Source organism: Acinetobacter sp. YH12040 (assembly GCF_013420005.1).
Taxonomy (GTDB): domain Bacteria; phylum Pseudomonadota; class Gammaproteobacteria; order Pseudomonadales; family Moraxellaceae; genus Acinetobacter; species Acinetobacter amyesii.
Genome location: NZ_VOZB01000009.1, coordinates 130,978 through 150,596, shown reverse-complemented (window position 1 = coordinate 150,596; position 19,619 = coordinate 130,978). Strand labels below are relative to the sequence as shown.

At 41.5% G+C, this 19,619-nt stretch carries 20 protein-coding genes and 2 pseudogenes; 10 read left to right on the top strand and 12 right to left on the bottom strand.

Annotated features, from left to right (window positions below):
- Positions 1 to 417 precede the first annotated feature (417 nt).
- Positions 418 to 615, bottom strand: a complete 198-nt coding sequence (locus FTT99_RS11860; RefSeq protein WP_180131987.1) for a hypothetical protein — start codon at positions 613 to 615, stop codon at positions 418 to 420.
- 21 nt (positions 616 to 636) lie between these two features.
- Here FTT99_RS11860 and FTT99_RS11855 point away from each other — a divergent pair.
- Positions 637 to 1,295, top strand: a pseudogene (locus FTT99_RS11855) (oxygenase MpaB family protein); the annotation flags it as partial.
- Between the two features lie 47 nt (positions 1,296 to 1,342).
- On the opposite strand, the gene FTT99_RS11850 reads toward FTT99_RS11855, so the two are convergent.
- The 3 genes from FTT99_RS11850 to def all read right to left on the bottom strand — a co-directional run bounded on the left by FTT99_RS11850 (position 1,343) and on the right by def (position 4,522).
- A complete protein-coding gene (locus FTT99_RS11850) occupies positions 1,343 to 3,409 on the bottom strand; it encodes a TonB-dependent copper receptor (protein ID WP_180131986.1) in 2,067 nt (688 codons plus the stop codon).
- A 72-nt stretch (positions 3,410 to 3,481) separates the two neighbouring features.
- A complete protein-coding gene (locus FTT99_RS11845) occupies positions 3,482 to 3,901 on the bottom strand; it encodes a DUF2946 family protein (protein WP_180131984.1) in 420 nt (139 codons plus the stop codon).
- Between the two features lie 90 nt (positions 3,902 to 3,991).
- Positions 3,992 to 4,522, bottom strand: coding sequence for a peptide deformylase (gene def / locus FTT99_RS11840; RefSeq protein WP_078191459.1), 531 nt, complete (start codon positions 4,520 to 4,522; stop codon positions 3,992 to 3,994).
- A 119-nt stretch (positions 4,523 to 4,641) separates the two neighbouring features.
- Between def and FTT99_RS11835 the strand changes: the two genes are divergently transcribed.
- The 3 genes from FTT99_RS11835 (at position 4,642) to FTT99_RS11825 (ending at position 7,689) form a co-directional block, all read left to right on the top strand.
- On the top strand, positions 4,642 to 5,796 hold the full coding sequence (locus tag FTT99_RS11835) for a LysM peptidoglycan-binding domain-containing protein (protein ID WP_180131982.1): 1,155 nt from the start codon (positions 4,642 to 4,644) through the stop codon (positions 5,794 to 5,796).
- Between the two features lie 110 nt (positions 5,797 to 5,906).
- Positions 5,907 to 7,088 carry a DNA-processing protein DprA gene (gene dprA, locus FTT99_RS11830; protein WP_180161508.1) on the top strand — a complete coding sequence of 394 codons (1,182 nt, stop codon included), beginning with the start codon at positions 5,907 to 5,909 and terminating at the stop codon, positions 7,086 to 7,088.
- A 31-nt stretch (positions 7,089 to 7,119) separates the two neighbouring features.
- Positions 7,120 to 7,689, top strand: a complete 570-nt coding sequence (locus FTT99_RS11825) for an L-threonylcarbamoyladenylate synthase (RefSeq protein WP_180107636.1) — start codon at positions 7,120 to 7,122, stop codon at positions 7,687 to 7,689.
- A 439-nt stretch (positions 7,690 to 8,128) separates the two neighbouring features.
- Here FTT99_RS11825 and FTT99_RS11820 read toward each other — a convergent pair whose 3' ends face one another.
- Entirely contained in the window at positions 8,129 to 9,010 is an 882-nt protein-coding gene (locus FTT99_RS11820) for a DMT family transporter (RefSeq protein ID WP_180079238.1), read from the bottom strand.
- A 122-nt stretch (positions 9,011 to 9,132) separates the two neighbouring features.
- On the opposite strand from FTT99_RS11820, the gene FTT99_RS11815 reads away from it, so the two are divergent.
- The 5 genes from FTT99_RS11815 to FTT99_RS11795 all read left to right on the top strand — a co-directional run bounded on the left by FTT99_RS11815 (position 9,133) and on the right by FTT99_RS11795 (position 13,134).
- A complete protein-coding gene (locus tag FTT99_RS11815; RefSeq protein ID WP_180131978.1) occupies positions 9,133 to 9,891 on the top strand; it encodes a helix-turn-helix transcriptional regulator in 759 nt (252 codons plus the stop codon).
- 184 nt (positions 9,892 to 10,075) lie between these two features.
- Complete coding sequence (locus FTT99_RS11810; RefSeq protein WP_078194016.1) at positions 10,076 to 10,621, top strand: glutathione peroxidase; 546 nt, start codon at positions 10,076 to 10,078, stop codon at positions 10,619 to 10,621.
- Positions 10,622 to 10,871: 250 nt separating this feature from the next.
- On the top strand, positions 10,872 to 11,198 hold the full coding sequence (locus FTT99_RS11805) for an RcnB family protein (RefSeq protein WP_180131976.1): 327 nt from the start codon (positions 10,872 to 10,874) through the stop codon (positions 11,196 to 11,198).
- Between the two features lie 141 nt (positions 11,199 to 11,339).
- Positions 11,340 to 11,963 (top strand): hypothetical protein, encoded by a 624-nt coding sequence (locus tag FTT99_RS11800; RefSeq protein WP_180161506.1) that lies wholly within the window; start codon positions 11,340 to 11,342, stop codon positions 11,961 to 11,963.
- Positions 11,964 to 12,120: 157 nt separating this feature from the next.
- A complete protein-coding gene (locus FTT99_RS11795) occupies positions 12,121 to 13,134 on the top strand; it encodes a pirin family protein (protein WP_180161504.1) in 1,014 nt (337 codons plus the stop codon).
- A gap of 7 nt (positions 13,135 to 13,141) precedes the next feature.
- Here the strand turns inward: FTT99_RS11795 and FTT99_RS11790 are convergent, their stop codons facing one another.
- Positions 13,142 to 13,609, bottom strand: coding sequence for a hypothetical protein (locus tag FTT99_RS11790; RefSeq protein WP_180161502.1), 468 nt, complete (start codon positions 13,607 to 13,609; stop codon positions 13,142 to 13,144).
- A gap of 105 nt (positions 13,610 to 13,714) precedes the next feature.
- Here FTT99_RS11790 and FTT99_RS11785 point away from each other — a divergent pair, with 105 nt between their 5' ends.
- Positions 13,715 to 14,158 (top strand): AAA family ATPase, encoded by a 444-nt coding sequence (locus FTT99_RS11785; protein ID WP_168378802.1) that lies wholly within the window; start codon positions 13,715 to 13,717, stop codon positions 14,156 to 14,158.
- Between the two features lie 6 nt (positions 14,159 to 14,164).
- Here FTT99_RS11785 and FTT99_RS11780 read toward each other — a convergent pair whose 3' ends face one another.
- The 6 genes and pseudogenes from FTT99_RS11780 to atpA form a co-directional block, all read right to left on the bottom strand.
- The gene (locus tag FTT99_RS11780; RefSeq protein WP_180131971.1) at positions 14,165 to 14,470 is read right to left on the bottom strand and encodes a hypothetical protein; all 306 of its coding nucleotides are present in this window, start codon (positions 14,468 to 14,470) and stop codon (positions 14,165 to 14,167) included.
- A 141-nt stretch (positions 14,471 to 14,611) separates the two neighbouring features.
- Positions 14,612 to 15,090 (bottom strand): annotated as a pseudogene (locus tag FTT99_RS16570) (DUF2846 domain-containing protein).
- Positions 15,091 to 15,216: 126 nt separating this feature from the next.
- Complete coding sequence (locus FTT99_RS11770; protein ID WP_078194022.1) at positions 15,217 to 15,636, bottom strand: F0F1 ATP synthase subunit epsilon; 420 nt, start codon at positions 15,634 to 15,636, stop codon at positions 15,217 to 15,219.
- A gap of 26 nt (positions 15,637 to 15,662) precedes the next feature.
- On the bottom strand, positions 15,663 to 17,057 hold the full coding sequence (atpD, locus tag FTT99_RS11765) for a F0F1 ATP synthase subunit beta (RefSeq protein WP_078191473.1): 1,395 nt from the start codon (positions 17,055 to 17,057) through the stop codon (positions 15,663 to 15,665).
- A gap of 29 nt (positions 17,058 to 17,086) precedes the next feature.
- The gene (gene atpG / locus FTT99_RS11760; RefSeq protein ID WP_078191474.1) at positions 17,087 to 17,956 is read right to left on the bottom strand and encodes a F0F1 ATP synthase subunit gamma; all 870 of its coding nucleotides are present in this window, start codon (positions 17,954 to 17,956) and stop codon (positions 17,087 to 17,089) included.
- A gap of 88 nt (positions 17,957 to 18,044) precedes the next feature.
- Entirely contained in the window at positions 18,045 to 19,589 is a 1,545-nt protein-coding gene (atpA, locus tag FTT99_RS11755) for a F0F1 ATP synthase subunit alpha (RefSeq protein WP_078194023.1), read from the bottom strand.
- Between the last annotated feature and the right edge of the window lie 30 nt (positions 19,590 to 19,619).

Sequence of the window (19,619 nt, the reverse complement as noted above, 5' to 3'; positions counted from 1 at the left end):
ATCAATTACTGACAAAAATTTGCTCAAATAAACTTCGAGTAATTTCTACCATTAATCAATGAAAATAATTTCGATCGATCAATCAGTAAAAATCCACACAAGTTGTTCTTCATAATCTCTTAATGATCTTCTTGTTGGTTCGTCACCAGCAAGCTAGGTCGGCTATATTACTCTTTATTTCTAAAGAGTCAACCAGTAATTCAAATTATTTTCAAACTTATCAAATAAAACCCAACTTAATCAATTCAACCAAGTCATTGTTTTATCAGGAGTTTTAATCTTCATCACCGCCGATGGATGTGCATTCTACAGCATTTCAGGACCGTTGCAACACCCTTTTCCATTTATTTTTATTTTTTCATTACGTTTGTTTATTTATTCTACTAAATCAGTGTTTTTTTACTTAAAAAAGTGCTTTTAGCGTACAGAAAGCATGCAATACGCCACAGGCACCCATAAGATAAACATTAAAACTGGCATAACACCGTGCACTTCTTCAGGCTTTCTATACAACCACTGAATAAATGGAATGCCGATCCCAAATAATGTCGCCATCAATAGCACACCTACAAATCCACCTTTCAGCAGTAGCCAGACCAAAACTGGCACACTCATCAACAAGCCAATTATCAATAAAACACAGTTTATGTGCGTTTTATTCATGCTTTGGTACGGCATCAACTCCAAAAAGGCAAAGACTGGGATTTTACAACGTGGGGGGGGTACAGATGAATCAATTTGACTTGGCGATGACCAATCTTGCCTTTAGCAGTGTGGTGCTTTTGGGCATTCGTGCTTTAGGAATTTTCCCATCAAAACAAGAAACCGAAAGCTTTTTGCATTTTTGGCGATATGTGGGTTGGTTAATGGGTATTGATGAAAAATGGTTAATTGAAAAAGAATCTGACGGTTGGAAACTGCTGTATTGGATGCAATTTGTATGCCCCCAATCTGATGCAAGCAGTATGGCTCTCGGCGCCACTCTCTCTAAAGAACCTTTTGAAAGACAATACAAATACCTCCGACCATTTCAGCAAAAACTGGCTTATCGACAACATCTGGAGCTGACACAATTTTTTATTGGCAAAAAACGCATGCATAAATTAGGGCTCAAACCCCAGTCCGCCGCATGGTTTGCCTATTATTTATTAGCTAGAAATCTCGTCCTGTATTCAGGTGCTAAGCATCTCCCAAGTTTAAATCAAAAATTACAGCAAAAAGGCCGTGCAATTCAAAAACTCGGTTTAGCACCGTATCAAAGTAAAGCCAAACAACTGGCAAGTATGCACCAATAAAAAAAGCAGAGCGATCGCTCTGCTTTTTGGATGACAAATATCAGAACTTAGAATTTCATCGAAATACGTGCCCAATAATTTCGGCCAATATTATTGAACTGTTCATCTGCCGCTAAGCCTGTACCGGCATCCCCCAACTTATTTAAATGTTCGGTGTAGGTTTTATTCAAGAGATTATCTACACCCACAGATACATCTACACCCTCATCAATATGATAAGTACCATTTAAAGAAAGCGTACCGAAGCCTGCACTTTTCTGTAGATCGTATCCCACAATATTACCTTGGTTTGGACTAATCCGATTTTGACCATCAACAACACGCCATAACGCACCCAAAGTATAATTATCCTGAATGTAACGTAAATTTACCCGAGCTTCTAAAGGTGAGATTTGTGGTAATGGCGTATTATCCGTGGTGTTTTCCCCCCACGCATACATTGCGCTGACATCTGCTTGGATCGCATCTGTAAATTGATAGCCAATCCCAGCTTCTGCACCTGCAATGGTTGCATCGATATTTCGACTATGCGCTTCCATACCTCCCATCATTCCTGTTCCAGGCTTATAACTCGTTAAAATATAATCATTCACCAAACCAGCATAAGCCGACACCCAAGAATTCAAAGCACCATGTTGATGTTGATAGCCCATATCTAACTGAAGCGTTTTTTCCGTATCAATATGATTGAATGTATTGATATCACCATTTCCTGATTTTGGGCTAAATAATTCCCAATAATCTGGCATACGTTCTACATAGCCTAAACCAATATAGGTTTTACCATCATCATGTTCAGGATGTGTATTTTCAAAACGGATAAAGCCACTTGTTAAGGTTTTATCCAATTTACGGTTATAACCTTGATCAATTGAATCTTGTCGTTCATCTTTCACATCGACTTGATCAAACCGAACACCTGAAACCAAACTGTTTTGATCATCAAAATGATAGGTTAATTCACCAAAACCACCATAAGACTGATATTTCATGTCTGTCATACGTGGCTGGTCTTGATAAACAATATGATTTTTTGAATCTGTTTTACGAATACTATGTTGGTTATTTTGGCTGTCGATACCCGTAATAAATTGAAGACTATCCCATTCATGGGTTACGGCCATACGAGCGTTTAATGTTTTACGAGCAACATTAGTCGCCATTTTCATCATTGGTTCAGGACGTAAACTATAGTTATCCATGACATGATCATTAAAGCTATAGTTCACTTGTGCTTCAATTTTCTTAATCACCTCAGTGACATTCTTTTTCTCGACTCGAAGCCCCAAGCTTTCACGGGCAAATTGCGAACCATCCATTGAACGGCCCGCGTACACCGCCTCACCATCGGCTTTACCTCCAGTAAGTTCTACCCATGTATCTTCGTTTGGCGTCCAACCGAGTGCCAAATCTGTATTCCAACGCTCCCAGTCTGACGGCACAGTATTGCCATCTCCATCTTGGTAACTGTCTGCAACAGAACGGCTGGCATTTAGACGGACATATTTATTTTCATCGCCCACAGCCGCCTCGACATTATGATCTAAGCGACCATAAGAGCCGATCATCACACTGGCTTGACCACGGTAGTTTTTATCAGCATCCAACTGTTCAGGTTTGCGTTCAAACAAGACTGTTGCAGCAGAACCTGTATTGGCATATTGAACCGTTTGAGGCCCTTTAATCACTGAAATTCGGTCATAACTTTCAGGGGAAATATAAGACGTCGGTGCATCCATACGACTCGGACAAGCCCCGAGATTTTCTGTACCATCGGTCAATATTTTAATGCGTGAACCAAACATGCCACGAAACGTCACATCGCCATTGCTTCCTGCGCCACTTTTCACTGCACTAAAACCCACAATGCTTTTTAAATAATCGGCCCCATCACTGGCAGGTATCGGTTGAATCGGCTGTTTGGGGTTGGCACGAACAATCAGGCCATTGGCATCATTACCCTGATGTGATGTCACCACAATCGGTGCTAAAGTTTGTACAGCATTGGTTCCCGTCATCTCTACGGACATCTCGTCAGCCATCACTGTAGTTGAATAGCAGGCAACACAAATTGCAGCCGCAAGAGGCTGTAGAAAAAATTTAGGCTGAGCCATGTTTATCTCACAAAATACATAAATAAAGGCGTACCTGAGTCCTCAAAGACCCAAGTTTAAAAAACGTCGGATTTATGCAGCGAGTGGCGGGGCTCGACCTTGCGGAAGTAAAAAGAGTTGTTGAAGAACAAACCAGACATGCTTGAAAGCTTTTTGAAAAGCAATTAAACGAACTTGAATTCGATCAAGCACTTCTTTTACATCAAGTTCAGGGGGCAAAACCAAATTGCCATAAACGGTACAATACTGACATTGATGACTGGCATCATGTTCATGGGCAGTATGATCGACTTGAACTTTCTCAGCGTGAGCGGAAGATGAATGGTGTGAATGTGCGGTATGTTCAGCATGAACATTGGGAAGTAAAAGTGCACGCGTAATGGTTTCGCAGACCGGAGCAACTTGATATTGCTTGGGCAACAATGGCTGTAAAAAAACAGCAATCTGCAAAAAAACGGCTGCAAAGGACAGCAGCACTCCACTACGAAACAATACAGGCAAACCCTAACATTTGTCTGAACCAAGTATAACAAAGCCCAATCGAAATTGGGCTTGTCTCAGGTATTTTTTAACCGCGATCAATTAACGCTTAACTGCGACTTTATCTTTTTGGCGTTGGCGAACTAATTTTTCCACTTTGTCACGTGCACGTTGACGTTTCAAAGGCGATAGATAGTCGACGAATAACTTACCATTTAAGTGATCCATTTCATGTTGGATACAAACTGCGAGAAGTCCGTCCGCTTCCACTTCAAATGATTGACCTTCAAGATTAATTGCCTGAATTTTTACACGTGACGGGCGCTCAACTTTATCGTATATTTGAGGCACTGATAAACAGCCTTCTTCATAGGGCTGCGTCTCTTGCGTCAATGGCGTAATTTTGGGGTTAATAAACACCATGGGTTGATCTTTTTCTTCAGATAAATCCATGACTATCAGCTGAATATGGTGATCTACCTGTGTTGCTGCCAGGCCAATTCCCGGTGCTTCATACATAGTTTCAAACATGTCGGCTGCTAACTGACGAATTTCATCAGTAACTTCTTCGACTGGTTTTGCAATGGTACGAAGACGGGGATCGGGGAAACTTAAAATAGGTAATAAGGCCATACGACGTCCTCACTTATGCCATTGATCAAAAAACAAAATGAAGGAATGCTTCATCAAAAAATTGTGTGTAATATCGTTATTATAACGCAGTTACATACATAATTTTAGGAATTATGATAATGAAAAAGGTTTTGAAGGGCATGCCAACTTTTAGTGCCTTGGGGTTTAAAAAACAATTATTGGCACTTACAGTCTGTGTAAGTGTGGGGATGGGAATGGTCAGTGTTGCAGAAGCTGCCCCTGCTCGTAACGTCAATCCACCGTCATTGAAGGCAGGTGCGCCTCAAGTTTATGTGGTGAAAAAAGGCGATACGTTGTGGGATATTTCCAAGCGTTTCTTAAAAAATCCTGTGCGCTGGCCTGAAATCTGGGCGAGCAATAAACACGTGAAAAATCCGCACTGGATTTTCCCAGGTGACCGCCTATTAATGTGTACCTACAATGGCCGCCCAATCATCGGTAAGGATGAAGGTGATGGCTGTGAAGGTATTATTCGTCGCTATACAGGTGGCACTAAACTTCAACCACAAGTTCGTGTTGAATCCCTCAACAGTGCGATTCCGGTTATCCCATTAGAATATATTAAGCAATGGCTTGAGCGTAGCATGATTGTTGCAGCTGATTCTGTTGAAGGCACACCTTACATTTTAGGTACAGCTGATCAACGTGTATTAGCTGCCAAAGGCCAAACAGTTTATGCACGCGGCCAAGGTATGCAAGTCGGTCAACGTTATGCTGTTTACCGTGAAGGCGAACCGTACATCTTTACCGATGCAAACGGCAAAAAACACAACGCAGGTTTAGAACTGACTCAAGTCGCTTCAGGTGTTGCCGTTCGTGGTGAAAATGACATTACCACTTTAGAACTGACCGATACTTATAATGCTGAAGTTCGTCGTGGCGATCGTGTTCTTCCTGAATATGACCCAATGCTGCCAACGCTGTTCTACCCAACCAATGCTGAAAATGTCACTGCTGGCGGTAGTATTGTTCGTGTCATGGGCTCGATTGGGACTGCAGCGGTTCACAGTGTGGTGACAATCGACCGTGGTAGCTTGCAAGGCGTTCAATCTGGTCAAGTCTTTAGCGTGAACCAAAAAGGTGAAATCGTGACTGATCCGAAAACCAAAGAACGTGTTCAACTTCCAGGACAACGTATTGGCAACATCATGGTATTCAAAACGTTTGATAACTTAAGCTATGCTTATGTACTTGAGAGCGAATTACCAATCAAAGTGGGTGCAACGATTCAGCCACCACTGATGGATGACTAAGACCAAATCCATAAAAATGAGGCTGTATTCAGCCTCATTTTTTATTATCCAACAACGATATCACTAATAATTTTAACCCATAAAAAGAAGACATATTCAAAGGTCTCATTATGCTCAACTCATTGACTGACTTGCATTTAGATTACATTCGCCTGTGGTTTGTGGTGCAACACTCACTTCGTAGTTTCTATAAAATTCAGCAGCACTATCCTGCCCTACACTACGCCCTTAAGCCTAATCAAATCACCACATGGCAAAAATTAGGACTGCATAAAAATCATTTAAAGCGCTTTGAGGAATTTCACAGCCCAAGTGGACAGCTTAGCTTTGAAAAATGTCTCAAGGATATTGAACAATACAGTGACTTTGTACTGATTCCTGAAGACCTAAACTATCCACAACAACTTTTACCTTATAGCGACAAGCCGCCGATTCTATTTGGGCAAGGTAATGCCCAAGCCTTGATGCAACCCCAAATTGCGATTGTGGGTAGCCGCAAACCCAGTCCCCAAGGTCGACAAATTGCTTATGATTTTGCTTATTATCTGAGTGAGCAAGGGTTCTATATTAATAGCGGTTTAGCACAAGGAATTGATGAAGCGGCACATCGCGCTGCCATACAACACCACAGAACCATTGCCGTGATGGGTACAGGTTTAGATCAAACTTATCCGACCGCACATCAGCGTTTAAGACAAGAGATCATCCAACATGGTGGGACCGTAATCAGTGAGTTTCTTCCACACACTCCCCCATTGCAACACCATTTTCCACATCGAAATCGTATCGTGAGTGGGCTCAGTCTTGGTGTCATCGTGGCGGAGGCGGCATTAAAAAGTGGCTCACTGATCACAGCTCAACGTGCTGCCGAACAAGGCAAATCTATTTTTGCCATTCCAGGCCATATTTATAGTGAGTCGCATCAAGGTTGCCATCAACTCATACGCGAAGGTGCAATTTTGATTGATCATCCACAACAGGTTATTGAAGACTTGGCACTAGCCACACAGTGGCAATCACAGGCTGCCGAGACCTTAACAACCACCGAAATAGCGACACCCGAAACAGCAATACCGGACACCCCGCCACCCGAACCTATCCCAGAACATTTAATTGCGCTGTATCGGCAGCTTGATTGGGTCGGCCAAGGCCTTGATCAATTGTCCATTCAACTCAAAATTGATACCGCGACATTAACCAGTCAACTGATGGAATTAGAGTTAATGGGCTATGCCGCACAACAAGCCGGACACTACTTACGTTGTCGAATGGGTAAATTAGGTTCACAATAGTCCTCTGTCGAATCAGATAAGGTCTATAGAAATGATTACCACCTCTGTTGCAGAAGCAGCTTCCTGTCTTAAAAAAGGTCAGGTTCTCGCATATCCTACAGAGGCTGTTTGGGGATTGGGCTGTGATCCCTACAATGAGCAAGCCTTTCTTGAAATTTTGCGCTTAAAACAACGTCCCATTGAAAAAGGCGTGATTTTATTGGCGGCCAATGTCGCTCAAGTTGAACACCTGCTTCAAGGCTTAACAGATGATATGCGTCAGCAAGTCGTTGCGACATGGACCAACCGTAAACCCAATGAACGTGCAACTACATGGTTATTACCGGCTGGCGACCATATCCCAACATGGATTAAAGGCAATCATCCAAAAGTCGCAGTCCGTGTGACGACCCATTCTTTATGTGTGGCTTTATGCCAAGCTTTTAATGGCTTTATTGTGTCTACTAGTGCCAATCCTGCAGGATTAACCCCTGCACGGTCCTTACAAGAAGCCAATCAGTATTTTGCCAATGAACTAAATTACTTAAATGGTGATCTCGGCCTAAGCCAAGAACCAAGCAAAATTATTGATGCTGAAACAGGTGACATCATCCGCGCATAAGCTCGGATGCCTGTCTATAGCTGCCTTTTAGAAAATACAAACAAAAAAAAAGCTCAGCCATATAGGGATGGCTGAGCATAAAAAAGGATGTGTATAAAATCACATCCAGAGGGTCTTGCAATCTCTGGGTAAATATCAAGTAATTATTAAGAATTACTTCCTTATTTACGATGAAAGTATTATGTAATATTTTTTTAAATTTAACAAATATATTTTTTATATAAATAAAACTACTGATAAGCACTTTATTTCTGATTTTATAACCACTTAGTCAAAATATGTATCTATTTTTGATTGATTTTTAAGACGAGAATTTGTTTTTTTAATTCAGTTTTACACTCAAAACTCCATTTTCAAAAGATTTGCTCTATAAAAAAACAAATTTATTTGCCTATTTTTTAATCAATAATTCTCATAAATTTTCAACTTTTTACTAGATTTACTTACGCTGCGCCAAGATCACCCCAGTAATCGCCATCACTGTGCCAACAGTATGATAAATCATCCACTGCTCAGCCAACCAGAAATAGGCAATAATCGCGGTAAATACCGGCATCAAATTCATAAAAATACTGGTGCGATTCGGCCCGAGATGTTGCACAGCCAACATCCATACCAACGGTGCAATCAATGATGGAAAAATTGCCGCATAAAATACACTTGGCGCATTCGCAGGATTAATCGCATCAATGCCTAAATACAACACGAATGGCAAGTGATATAAAACGGCAAAGAAAATTTGTACATATAAGCTCAACAGTAGCGGAAGTTTCAGTTGCCATTTTTTTAAAAACACCCCATAAAAGGCATAAAAGAACACTGCGAAGATCATCAGGATATCGCCGAAATGTCCGCCCATATTCAGTAATTGACTGAAATCTCCTTGCGCGATGACAAACAATAGCCCCGTAAATGAAATCGCACAGCCCAAGATGGCATAGCGATTAGGCACATCTTTCAGTATGAAAAATGCAACGGCAATCGTAAAAACAGGGATAAAGGCATTGATGATGCCCATATTGGTCGCCGTCGTATAATGCGCAGCGGTATAGCCCAAGCCTTGATATAACACCATGCCAAAAGCACTCAGGACAGCCAATTGCTGCCAATGCTGCCCGATAAGCTGTCTTTGCTGCCAAACGGTTTTCAGCATAAAGGGGGTCAGGATCAAAAATGCAATAAACCATCGATAAAAACTGATACTGACTGGTGAAATATAATCCGTCACATAGCGGGTGACGGTAATATTTAACGACCATATAAATACCGCGATCAGAGGCAAACAAATTGCAAATTTCGCCCAACGCGCTTGAAGCAACATGTCTGACTCCTCAATATATCGTGCAAAGATTGGTCTAGGTATTTTGAGTGATGTCTGTTTTAATTGAAATACATGATTTCAGACATTTATATTGTAGTTCAGACATCGACACCTAGGCATATATGACATCACCACCGATTGAACAACAGATCGAGCTTTTTGAAGCACACTACACCACATTAGATGCTGTCTATCCGCACAGTTGTCTTTGGGGTGATTTTAATTTTTGTCTCGATGGTATTTTCGAATATGAAATACAAGGGCAACATCATCTCTCACCTGCCAGTTATGGGGTGTGGATTCCCCCACAGACAGAACATTGCTCAGTCGCGATTGATGAACAACCCATTCATTATGTGGCAATCCGACTGGCGCCTGAGCTCTACATAGATTTTCCCAAGCAGACGGAAGTATTTAGCATCCAGCCTTTTTTTCGTTTGTTGGTGCAAGAAATTTTGGCCTTTCCTACAGAGCAACATACCACACCACCCTATCGACACCTGTTACAGGTCTTATTCGACCAGTTAAAAACTGCGCCCAAACATCAACATTATTTACCGCAAAGCCATGATGCAGTGTTAAAGCCGATCTTGGCGCAGCTTGCAGATGTAGATCATTTTAGTTTGAGCCTACAACGATGCTTATCCAATGTCGGTTTAAGTGAGCGTCAGTTACTGCGGCTGAGTCATAACGAACTGCAAATGAGCCTTTCTGAATGGAGAAACCGTGCAAAAATTATTTATGCCATTCAACAACTCCGCGCTGGTCAGTCTATTAAAGCTCTCAGCTATGAATTAGGGTATCAACACAGCTCAAGCTTTATTGAGTTTTTTAAACGCTATACAGGAAAAACCCCAAACCAACACCGCGCCACTAGTTAAACGTCAAGCACTCAAGCACTCAAGCACTCAAGCACTCAAGCACTCAAGCACTCAAGCAAGCATCAGCTCGAATTCTGCAAACTACTACAAAAATTATGCGAAAAGCCTATCGATAAAAGCTTGCTGTTCACCAGATTTCCCTTTAAAACAAGGATGAAAGGCACAACTTCAATTAGGAACGAATATGTCAGCTTCAGTTTACGATATCCCAGTAAAAACGATCCAAGGTGATGACATCACACTCAATCAATACCAAGGCAAGGTTTTATTATTGGTCAATGTAGCCTCTAAATGTGGGCTAACACCGCAATATGAAGGCTTAGAAAAACTCTATACAGAGAAGAAATCACAAGGTTTTGAAGTCTTAGGTTTTCCTGCCAATAACTTTTTAGAGCAAGAACCTGGTTCTGAAGCTGAAATTCAAGAATTTTGCTCGATCAACTACAAGGTTGATTTCCCACTTTTTGCAAAAATTTCTGTGGCAGGCGCGGATAAACACCCACTTTATCAAACCTTAACCCAAGCCATCCCTGAACGCATTGGTGAAGGCCCATGGTGGGATGATTTAGTTGAATACGGTTTAACTCCAAATCCTAAGCCTGAAGTTTTATGGAATTTTGAAAAATTCCTCGTGAATAAACAAGGTGAAGTTGTGGCACGATTTGCACCTGACATCAAGGCAGATGATGCACGTATTGTCGATGCCATTAACGCTGAATTAGCCAAATAATTCGACAATATCTCAATCTCTCAGTTAAGATTATTATGATTTTAACTGAGATTGATCATTTTAAATTATCACAATAATATTTAATAATTATCACATATTGATAATTTAAACATTTTATCCATTGTTTTAATATTTCACATACACATTATTCAAAGCTTCCCTGTAAATACTCATTATCATGAGTCTTATCAATTCACATCCAGCAGTAAACAGGTGAACTTATGAATACATTAATAAAAGCTATCATTTTATGTATTTTTTGACAGCACGTGTTTCTGCGCTAACAATAGATGCACGGCAAAATACTCAAAAGACGAAAACCCAACAGCACACTAAACAATACACACGGGGTAAAAACCAAAGCCAGAACAAGAAAAAAGCGGTAAATCCATCACATATCTGGCGTTCTGGACAAAAAGTACCTTCTGAATACCGTGGTCATCGCTACAAAGTAGACCACATTAAATACAAAAAATTGTCTAAACCAGGCAAAAACCAACAATGGATTAAAGTGAATGGCGACTACATTTTAATGAATGCCGTCAGCCACGCCATGATCAAAATCATTGCGGGTTAAACCCATCAAAACATCAAAAGAGGGCAAATGCCCTCTTTTTTGTTCGAGCGATTATTTTGTTATTGCTTTGCAACAATCTATTTTTAATCCACATTTTCCCCCTATATTCAAAGCAGAGACTTAACACATAGTGATGATTGAATGAAAAAGCTTGTGCAGAATGCCCTTCTCCCTTTTGCCATTTTTAGTGGTGTCTTGGTACTGATTGGCTGTGAACCTGCCACAGTACCGCAACAGGAACAAGAAATCGCAGCAGAAAATGATCGCCCTGCAACAACATCAACAAACGAAGGTCAATCCGCGACACAAAGTCAGGCGACCGATCAAAGTCAATTAAAAAGTGGCAATATGTTTTATATCGTTCGCGATGTTGCGGATATGCAACTTAAAGCCGGCACTTATGTTGAACAACTCAAACAAACGCAGGTCGATTTAGAAACCGCAGTCAGCAACCAAGATCATCTCCAATTGCAAAAAGCGGCAATCCAGCTGCAACAGCAACTCAAAGGTTTCAATCAAGCTTTGAATGATTTAAATCTAAAAAGCACTGAGATTAATGATATTCGCAGCAATCTACAGGCAGCGAATCAGCAAGTATTGGCCTCACCTTTTCTCAATGGACAAGTCGATTTAAGCAAAGTTGATTTTCAGAAAATCCAAAATCAAATGGGAAATATTCAAGCGGAAATGCTGAAATTGGCAGGTATGTTGATCCAAGACCAAGCAGCTAACAGCTCATCTAATGCACCCACTAAAACTGAATAAGTAGCGAAATTTAGTATTTCCATTGCATTCCACCTGTTGTAAATCAAAAAAGCGTTAGACCTTGAGCTAACGCTTTTTTCGTACAGTTCCGCTATAGAACACGACTGTTTTTCCTTTTAGATTAATGTTTAATAATAAAGCCAATGATGGAACAGTTATGTCAAACGCTGTGATTTATAACATTACACCCATTACCTTTCGTTTAGATTTAAAAGATCCTTTCTTATTTACTGCTCATCATATTGATCATTTTCCTGCTGCAAATGCAGACATGGGGCCAAAAACAGCCGCAGAGAAAGATGAATTCAATATGTACTATGGCGATGTGGTTCCAGGTTTCCCAGAGCATCCACACACCGGCTTTGAAACCATTACCTTGGTCGAACAAGGCTATGTCGATCACTTTGACTCATTAGGCAATGGCGGACGCTATGCTGCGGGTGATGTGCAATGGCTGTCTACAGGCAATGGCATTGAACACTGTGAAATGTTCCCCCTACTGCATGAAGATAAAGCCAATCCTTTTGAACTTTTCCAAATTTGGTTTAATTCATCAGCTGAACAGAAAACCCATGATGCCGACTATAAAATGTTTTGGCGTGAAGAGATTCCTCACGTCTTTGAAACGGATAGTGAAGGAAAAAAATCGGATATTCGCGTGATTTCAGGGCAGTTTAAATCCACTGATGCTATTTCCCGACCGCCACACTCATGGGCGGCTGCCGCAGAAAATAAGGTCAACATTTATTTAATCACCATGCAAGCAGGTGCAGAGTTGGTGATTCCCGCAACAACAAGTAGCTCCAACCGTTTTGCTTATTTCTATCAAGGCAATACATTAGAAATAGAAGGTCAAACCATTCAGATGAAGCATTTGGTTGAACTCCAATCAGATGCCAACGTCCATCTCAAAGCAGGTGGATTAGAAGCACGGATTCTGTGGTTAGAAGGTGAACCGATTAATGAACCCGTGGCGATGCGCGGTCCATTTGTGCTCAATACCACGGAAGAACTCGATGCGGCTTTTAAACGCTATCGTGAAACCCATTTTGGAGATTGGCATTGGCCAACACCCGCACCGGTCTTCAAACGTGATCAGGCTCGATTTGCCAGTTATGAAGGCGGTAAACGTGTAGAGCACCCAGAGCAGGAAAACTCACAAGCGTCTTAAAGTTCAATTAGTTGGATTGAGCAAATTCAAAAGTATTACAGTTTTTATCTTGTCCAAGTGCGCGCTGAACATCTTGTTTAAAACGTGCTTGGGCAAAGCTATATTGCTTCGGTAAAAATAAGGTAATACGTGTCGTCTGCGGATCTAAACTTTCGACCAACATTTTATGCAAATACGCCCCATGCTCAGTTCGTGCCATCAATGTCCCCTGCTCCAAATGCTCTTCTAAACGATTATCGGTATAGACGTAGCGATTGTTCGCGGTAAACGCAACACAGTGATTATAGGCTTGTCGCAGATTTCGAAAGGCGGTCATATATGGGATTTTAAGCTCAGTACTGATGCCATTATCAACCGATTCAGCGACAAGTGCAGCTTCAGTGGGAAGATTGGGTTTCGTGACGTATTGGCTTTGACATGCAACGAGCAAACTATAACAAAGACACAGTGATAAACTGGTGAAAAATTTGTGCATACGGACCTTTGCAACTTGTTCTTATTTATTTTGTAGAGATTGTAGCAAAACTGGGTAGCTGATTTAATACTCTACTATTCATTCCGTGCTTTCATTGCAAATGCTATGCAGCTGATTATTTTTACAGGCGTTCAAGCCTCTGGCAAATCCACCTTTTACATGTTGAATTTATATCATAGCCATTTACGTATTAATTTGGATATGTTGAAAACCCGACATCGGGAAAATATGATCTTTGAAGCAGGTTTGGCATCCAAAACCAAAATGGTGATTGACAATACCAACCCAGATCGGGAAGCTCGTGCTCGCTATATCCAACGCGCAGTTGATGCAGGTTTTGAAGTGATTGCTTATTATTTTGAAACCGATTTGGACAGCACCTTAAAGCGCAACAGTTTTCGTGAAGGTAAAGCCCATATTCCAGAAGTTGGCGTGCGTGCGACTTATCGCAAGCTTCAAGTCCCGTCACAAGATGAAGGCTTTGATCAAATTTTTAAAATAAAAATTATCAGTCACGGCGAGTTTTCAATTTTACCCATGCATGAATAACAACCATTAACCTGCTTTTTGGCTATCTTTCCATTTTTTAAAAGCCGATTGCATGGCCTGACGCTCATATGGTTTCACTAAACGACTTTCTAATGAAGCAAAATCACCTTTATAAGCAGCAGCGACCATCGATTTTGCCAGTTCTTGAATAGTCACGCGCCCACGGTGTTCATATTGCTGGACTTCTTCATGGGTGAGTTCAACATCCCAACATGACACGACAGAACTTAGATCAACCGCAATGCTCAAATAATATTGATCAAAGTCTTGATAAAGTTCCCAAAAATGCGGCTCATAGGCGATAAGGTTCATGGTGCAATGCTAGCTGATTGAATTTAATCACCATAAAGATTGTATTGAATAAAATATATTCAACTTTAGATTGATCAATTTCAACTAATTTAGGGATAAAAAACTACCCTTTCGAGTAGCTTCTTATCTACATATGAACCTTTATTTCAATGCGATGGTGGCTTTGCTGCAATTACCGCTTGTGCAAATGCATATTCGCTAATGGCCTTTTTTCCTGTTTGTTCATCAACCAGTTTTAAATTTGCCCCACCTACAAATGCGCCCATTTTAATAAATTGCTGAACAAAATATTGTTTACCTACCGCAGTTTCAATATCCAAATGGTTAGGTGAAAATTCTGATTCAGTCGAAATTGTATGTTTTTGATTACCAACTACTTCTTTATAAAAAATACTCCACGAGAGGTTTCACCTAAACATCCCCCATCTACCCATACATCTTTCTTTAAGGCAGGGCCTTTCACAGAAGCTGAGCGATATACGTAAATTCCTGCATTGACTTCTTGTGGGGGAATTAAATTATTCGACTAGTGCTGAAGCATTTTGATCTGCTTTAGGTACGGATGCACACCCAACAAATCCCAAAGATAATACTAATGTAAAAAAGATTTTATTAGACATCATGAATTCCATTGACATATTTTAAGCATATGAAAATTAAAAATTAATGAAATAGTCAAATTTATTTATTATTCAGGCATAAAAAAACCACCCTTTCGGGTGGCTCTTTCAATCTCAAACTGCGTCTTATTGAGCGCGGTTTTTGATTTTGCGGATGGTTTCCAACTGAGCAGCAGTTTCTGCAAGAGCAGCCAAAGCAGCAGCTGAGTCCAAGTCGCTCTTTTGATTTGCTAACAATTGTTCAGCTTGTTTACGAGCTTCAATAATTGCTGCTTCATCAAGGTTGTCAGCACGTACTGCAGTATCTGCAAGTACAGTAACAACGTGCGGTTGAACTTCAAGTACACCACCTGATACATAGATTAATTCTTCTGTACCATTTTCAAGCAGAACGCGGATTGCGCCCGGCTTGAGCAAAGTTACTAGTGGCGCATGGCCAGGCATAATACCTAACTCACCACCAGCACCTTTAGCAATTAGCATAGTTACAGCGCCAGAGTACAAAGACTCTTTAACACTTACAACGTCACATTGCATAGTCGCCATGAGAATCTCCTAAATTAGGGAACTAATTAAAGTTTCTCAGCTTTAGCAATAACTTCATCAATACCACCAACCATGTAGAACGCTTGTTCTGGAATGTGGTCGTATTCACCAGCTAGAAGACCTTTAAAGCCACGAATTGTTTCTTTAAGCGGTACAAGTTTACCAGGAGCACCAGTAAACACTTCAGCTACGTGGAACGGTTGAGAGAAGAAACGTTGGATCTTACGTGCACGGTATACAGTAAGTTTGTCTTCTTCTGCCAATTCGTCCATACCAAGAATTGCGATAATGTCTTTCAATTCTTTGTAACGTTGAAGAACGTTTTGAACTGAACGAGCGATTTCGTAATGCTCAGTACCCACTACAAGTGGATCTAACTGACGTGAAGTAGAGTCAAGTGGATCGATCGCTGGGTAAATACCAGAAGATGCGATGTCACGGCTCAATACAACAGTCGCGTCCAAGTGAGCGAAGGTAGTCGCAGGCGATGGATCTGTTAAGTCATCGGCAGGTACGTATACCGCTTGGATTGACGTAATAGAACCAGACTTAGTAGACGTAATACGTTCTTGAAGAACACCCATCTCTTCTGCAAGAGTCGGTTGGTAACCTACTGCAGATGGCATACGACCTAGAAGTGCTGATACTTCAGTACCCGCTAGTGTATAACGATAGATGTTGTCAACGAACAATAGAACGTCACGGCCTTTACCGTTTTCGTCTTTTTCGTCACGGAAGTACTCAGCCATAGTCAAACCAGTCAACGCTACGCGTAAACGGTTACCCGGTGGCTCGTTCATCTGACCGTAAACCATCGCTACTTTGTCAAGTACGTTTGAGTCTTTCATCTCGTGATAGAAGTCATTACCTTCACGAGTACGCTCACCAACACCAGCAAACACAGATAAACCTGAGTGAGCTTTCGCGATGTTGTTGATCAACTCCATCATGTTTACAGTTTTACCAACACCGGCACCACCGAACAGACCAACTTTACCACCTTTAGCGAACGGGCAAAGTAAGTCAATGACTTTAATACCAGTTTCTAAAAGGTCAGTAGAAGCCGCTTGTTCTGCATAAGAAGGCGCTTGACGGTGAATTGGTAAACGAGCTTCAGTACCAACAGGACCAGCTTCGTCGATAGGGCGACCAAGAACGTCCATGATACGACCTAAACATGCAGTACCTACAGGTACAGAGATAGGCGCGCCAGTGTTAGTTACAGTAAGACCACGCTTAAGGCCTTCAGTAGAACCCATTGCAATAGTACGAACTACGCCATCACCAAGTTGCTGCTGAACTTCTAATGTAGTTTCAGTACCATCAACATGGAGAGCGTCATAGATCTTAGGAACGCTGTTACGTTCAAACTCGACGTCGATAACCGCGCCGATGATCTGAATGATACGACCGCTACTCATTGCTGTCTCCTCAATTCAAACTAATAATGTTAAACGGCAGCGGCACCACCAACGATCTCAGAGATTTCCTGAGTAATCGCGGCTTGACGCAGCTTGTTATAAATAAGTTGTAGGCTCTTGATCAATTCACCCGCGTTATCAGTTGCAGCTTTCATTGCAACCATACGAGCAGACTGTTCACATGCGATGTTTTCAATCACACCTTGATAAACCATAGACTCAATGTAACGAACCAATAAACCATTTAGAAGCTCTTCAGCTTCTGGTTCATAGATATAGTCCCAACCGTATTGACGATTTAGGCCTTCGCTTTCCTCAGCAGCTGCTAAAGGAACAAGCTGTTCGATTTTTTGGTTTTGAGTCATGGCGTTGACAAAGCCGTTTGACACTAGATAAATACGATCTAACTCGCCTTTATCAAACGCGTCTAACATCACCTGTACAGAACCAGTTAACTGTTCAAGACTCGGAGCATCACCTACGTTTGTAGTTGCACCAAGAACTTTACCGCCGTAGTTTTTAAAAAACGAAACCGCTTTTTGACCAATTAAAGCAAATTGAACTTCAATTGACTGCTCTTGTTGCTGTTGTACGTGTTTGACCACTTTTTTGAACAAGTTAATGTTCAAACCACCAGCAAGGCCGCGATCTGAAGAAACAATGATATAGCCAACGCGCTTTACAGGACGTTCAACCATATAACGGTGTTTGTATTCAGGGTTCGCTTGTACCAAATGAGCAATTACACGGTGCATATTTTCGGCATACGGACGGCCTTGAGCCATGCGCTCTTGCGCACGACGCATCTTAGAAGCTGCTACCATCTGCATCGCGCGAGTAATTTTCTGCGTGCTTTTGATACTAGCTACTTTGGCGCGAATTTCTTTTAAATTTGCCATACGCTTAACCTAGTATTCGAAAGCCCTTTCGAGCTTTCGAAGGTTGATCCGTGAACCAAACCAGAACCAGATTCAACATCGTTGAATCTTAGTAAGTTTGAGTCGCTTTAAAGCTTTCAATACCTGCTTTGATTGCTGCTTCGATTTCTTTATCGTAAGCACCAGTCTCGTCAATTTTTTGCATTAACGCAGCATGTTCTGAACGGAAGTAAGAGATCAACGCAGCATCAAATGCAACGATTTTCTTCACTTCTACGTCAGCCATATAGCCTTCGTTAGATGCATAAATTGAAACAGCTTGGTCAGCAATTGAGTATGGAGCATATTGTTTTTGCTTCATAAGCTCAGTTACACGTTGACCATGTTCAAGCTGTTTACGAGTTGCTTCGTCAAGGTCAGAAGCGAACTGAGCAAACGCAGCTAATTCACGGTATTGCGCAAGAGCGGTACGGATACCACCTGACAATTTTTTGATGATCTTAGTCTGAGCAGAACCACCAACACGTGATACAGAGATACCCGCGTTCACAGCAGGACGAATACCTGCGTTGAATAATGATGTTTCTAAGAAGATCTGACCGTCAGTAATCGAAATTACGTTTGTAGGTACGAATGCAGATACGTCACCGGCTTGAGTTTCAATAATCGGTAATGCAGTTAATGAACCAGTTTGGCCTTTAACTTCACCGTTAGTGAATTTCTCAACGTAGTCAGCAGATACACGTGAAGCACGTTCAAGTAAACGTGAGTGTAGATAGAATACGTCACCAGGATATGCTTCACGACCTGGTGGACGACGTAGAAGCAATGAAATTTGACGGTAAGCAACAGCTTGTTTAGACAAGTCATCATAAATGATAAGCGCGTCTTCACCGCGGTCACGGAAGTACTCACCCATTGTACAACCAGCATACGGAGCAAGATACTGCATCGCTGCAGGATCAGCTGCAGCAGCTGCTACAACAGTTGTGTACGCCATAGCGCCAGTTTCTTCTAGCTTGCGCACAACGTTAGCGATAGTCGATTGTTTTTGACCAATTGCTACGTAGATACATTTAATGCCAGAGTTTTTCTGAGCGATGATCGCATCGATCGCCATAGCTGTTTTACCAGTTTGACGGTCACCGATGATCAACTCACGTTGACCACGACCAACAGGGATCATTGTATCTACTGATTTATAACCAGTTTGTACAGGTTGATCCACTGATTGACGCCAAATTACGCCTGGTGCTACTTTTTCAACAGCATCAGTAAGTTTTGCGTCAATAGGGCCTTTACCATCAATTGGGTTACCCAAAGCATCTACTACACGGCCTAAAAGTTCTGGACCAACCGGAACTTCTAATACACGACCTGTGCAACGAGCTTTTTGACCTTCTTGAAGGCTTAAGTAGTTACCTAAGACAACGGCACCCACTGAATCCTGTTCTAGGTTCAGTGCCATACCAAATAAGCCGCCGTCGAATTCGATCATTTCACCGTACATTGCATCAGCAAGGCCGTGAATGCGCACAATACCGTCGGAAACCATAACAATGGTCCCTTCGTTCTTAGCGGTCGCGCTGGTGTCCAGATCGCCGATACGCTGTTTAATGAGCGCACTGATCTCGGATGGATTCAGTTGTTGCATTGCGCTATACCTCAATCTTTTTAAAGTTCA

Coding starts and splice junctions, on each gene's coding strand:
- FTT99_RS11860 (WP_180131987.1), bottom strand. CDS start 615: ATGAGTGTGCCAGTTTTGGTCTGGCTACTGCTGAAAGGTGGATTTGTA.
- FTT99_RS11850 (WP_180131986.1), bottom strand. CDS start 3,409: ATGGCTCAGCCTAAATTTTTTCTACAGCCTCTTGCGGCTGCAATTTGT.
- def (WP_078191459.1), bottom strand. CDS start 4,522: ATGGCCTTATTACCTATTTTAAGTTTCCCCGATCCCCGTCTTCGTACC.
- FTT99_RS11835 (WP_180131982.1), top strand. CDS start 4,642: ATGAAAAAGGTTTTGAAGGGCATGCCAACTTTTAGTGCCTTGGGGTTT.
- dprA (WP_180161508.1), top strand. CDS start 5,907: ATGCTCAACTCATTGACTGACTTGCATTTAGATTACATTCGCCTGTGG.
- FTT99_RS11825 (WP_180107636.1), top strand. CDS start 7,120: ATGATTACCACCTCTGTTGCAGAAGCAGCTTCCTGTCTTAAAAAAGGT.
- FTT99_RS11820 (WP_180079238.1), bottom strand. CDS start 9,010: ATGTTGCTTCAAGCGCGTTGGGCGAAATTTGCAATTTGTTTGCCTCTG.
- FTT99_RS11815 (WP_180131978.1), top strand. CDS start 9,133: ATGACATCACCACCGATTGAACAACAGATCGAGCTTTTTGAAGCACAC.
- FTT99_RS11810 (WP_078194016.1), top strand. CDS start 10,076: ATGTCAGCTTCAGTTTACGATATCCCAGTAAAAACGATCCAAGGTGAT.
- FTT99_RS11805 (WP_180131976.1), top strand. CDS start 10,872: ATGTATTTTTTGACAGCACGTGTTTCTGCGCTAACAATAGATGCACGG.
- FTT99_RS11800 (WP_180161506.1), top strand. CDS start 11,340: ATGAAAAAGCTTGTGCAGAATGCCCTTCTCCCTTTTGCCATTTTTAGT.
- FTT99_RS11795 (WP_180161504.1), top strand. CDS start 12,121: ATGTCAAACGCTGTGATTTATAACATTACACCCATTACCTTTCGTTTA.
- FTT99_RS11790 (WP_180161502.1), bottom strand. CDS start 13,609: ATGCACAAATTTTTCACCAGTTTATCACTGTGTCTTTGTTATAGTTTG.
- FTT99_RS11785 (WP_168378802.1), top strand. CDS start 13,715: ATGCAGCTGATTATTTTTACAGGCGTTCAAGCCTCTGGCAAATCCACC.
- FTT99_RS11780 (WP_180131971.1), bottom strand. CDS start 14,470: ATGAACCTTATCGCCTATGAGCCGCATTTTTGGGAACTTTATCAAGAC.
- FTT99_RS11770 (WP_078194022.1), bottom strand. CDS start 15,636: ATGGCGACTATGCAATGTGACGTTGTAAGTGTTAAAGAGTCTTTGTAC.
- atpD (WP_078191473.1), bottom strand. CDS start 17,057: ATGAGTAGCGGTCGTATCATTCAGATCATCGGCGCGGTTATCGACGTC.
- atpG (WP_078191474.1), bottom strand. CDS start 17,956: ATGGCAAATTTAAAAGAAATTCGCGCCAAAGTAGCTAGTATCAAAAGC.
- atpA (WP_078194023.1), bottom strand. CDS start 19,589: ATGCAACAACTGAATCCATCCGAGATCAGTGCGCTCATTAAACAGCGT.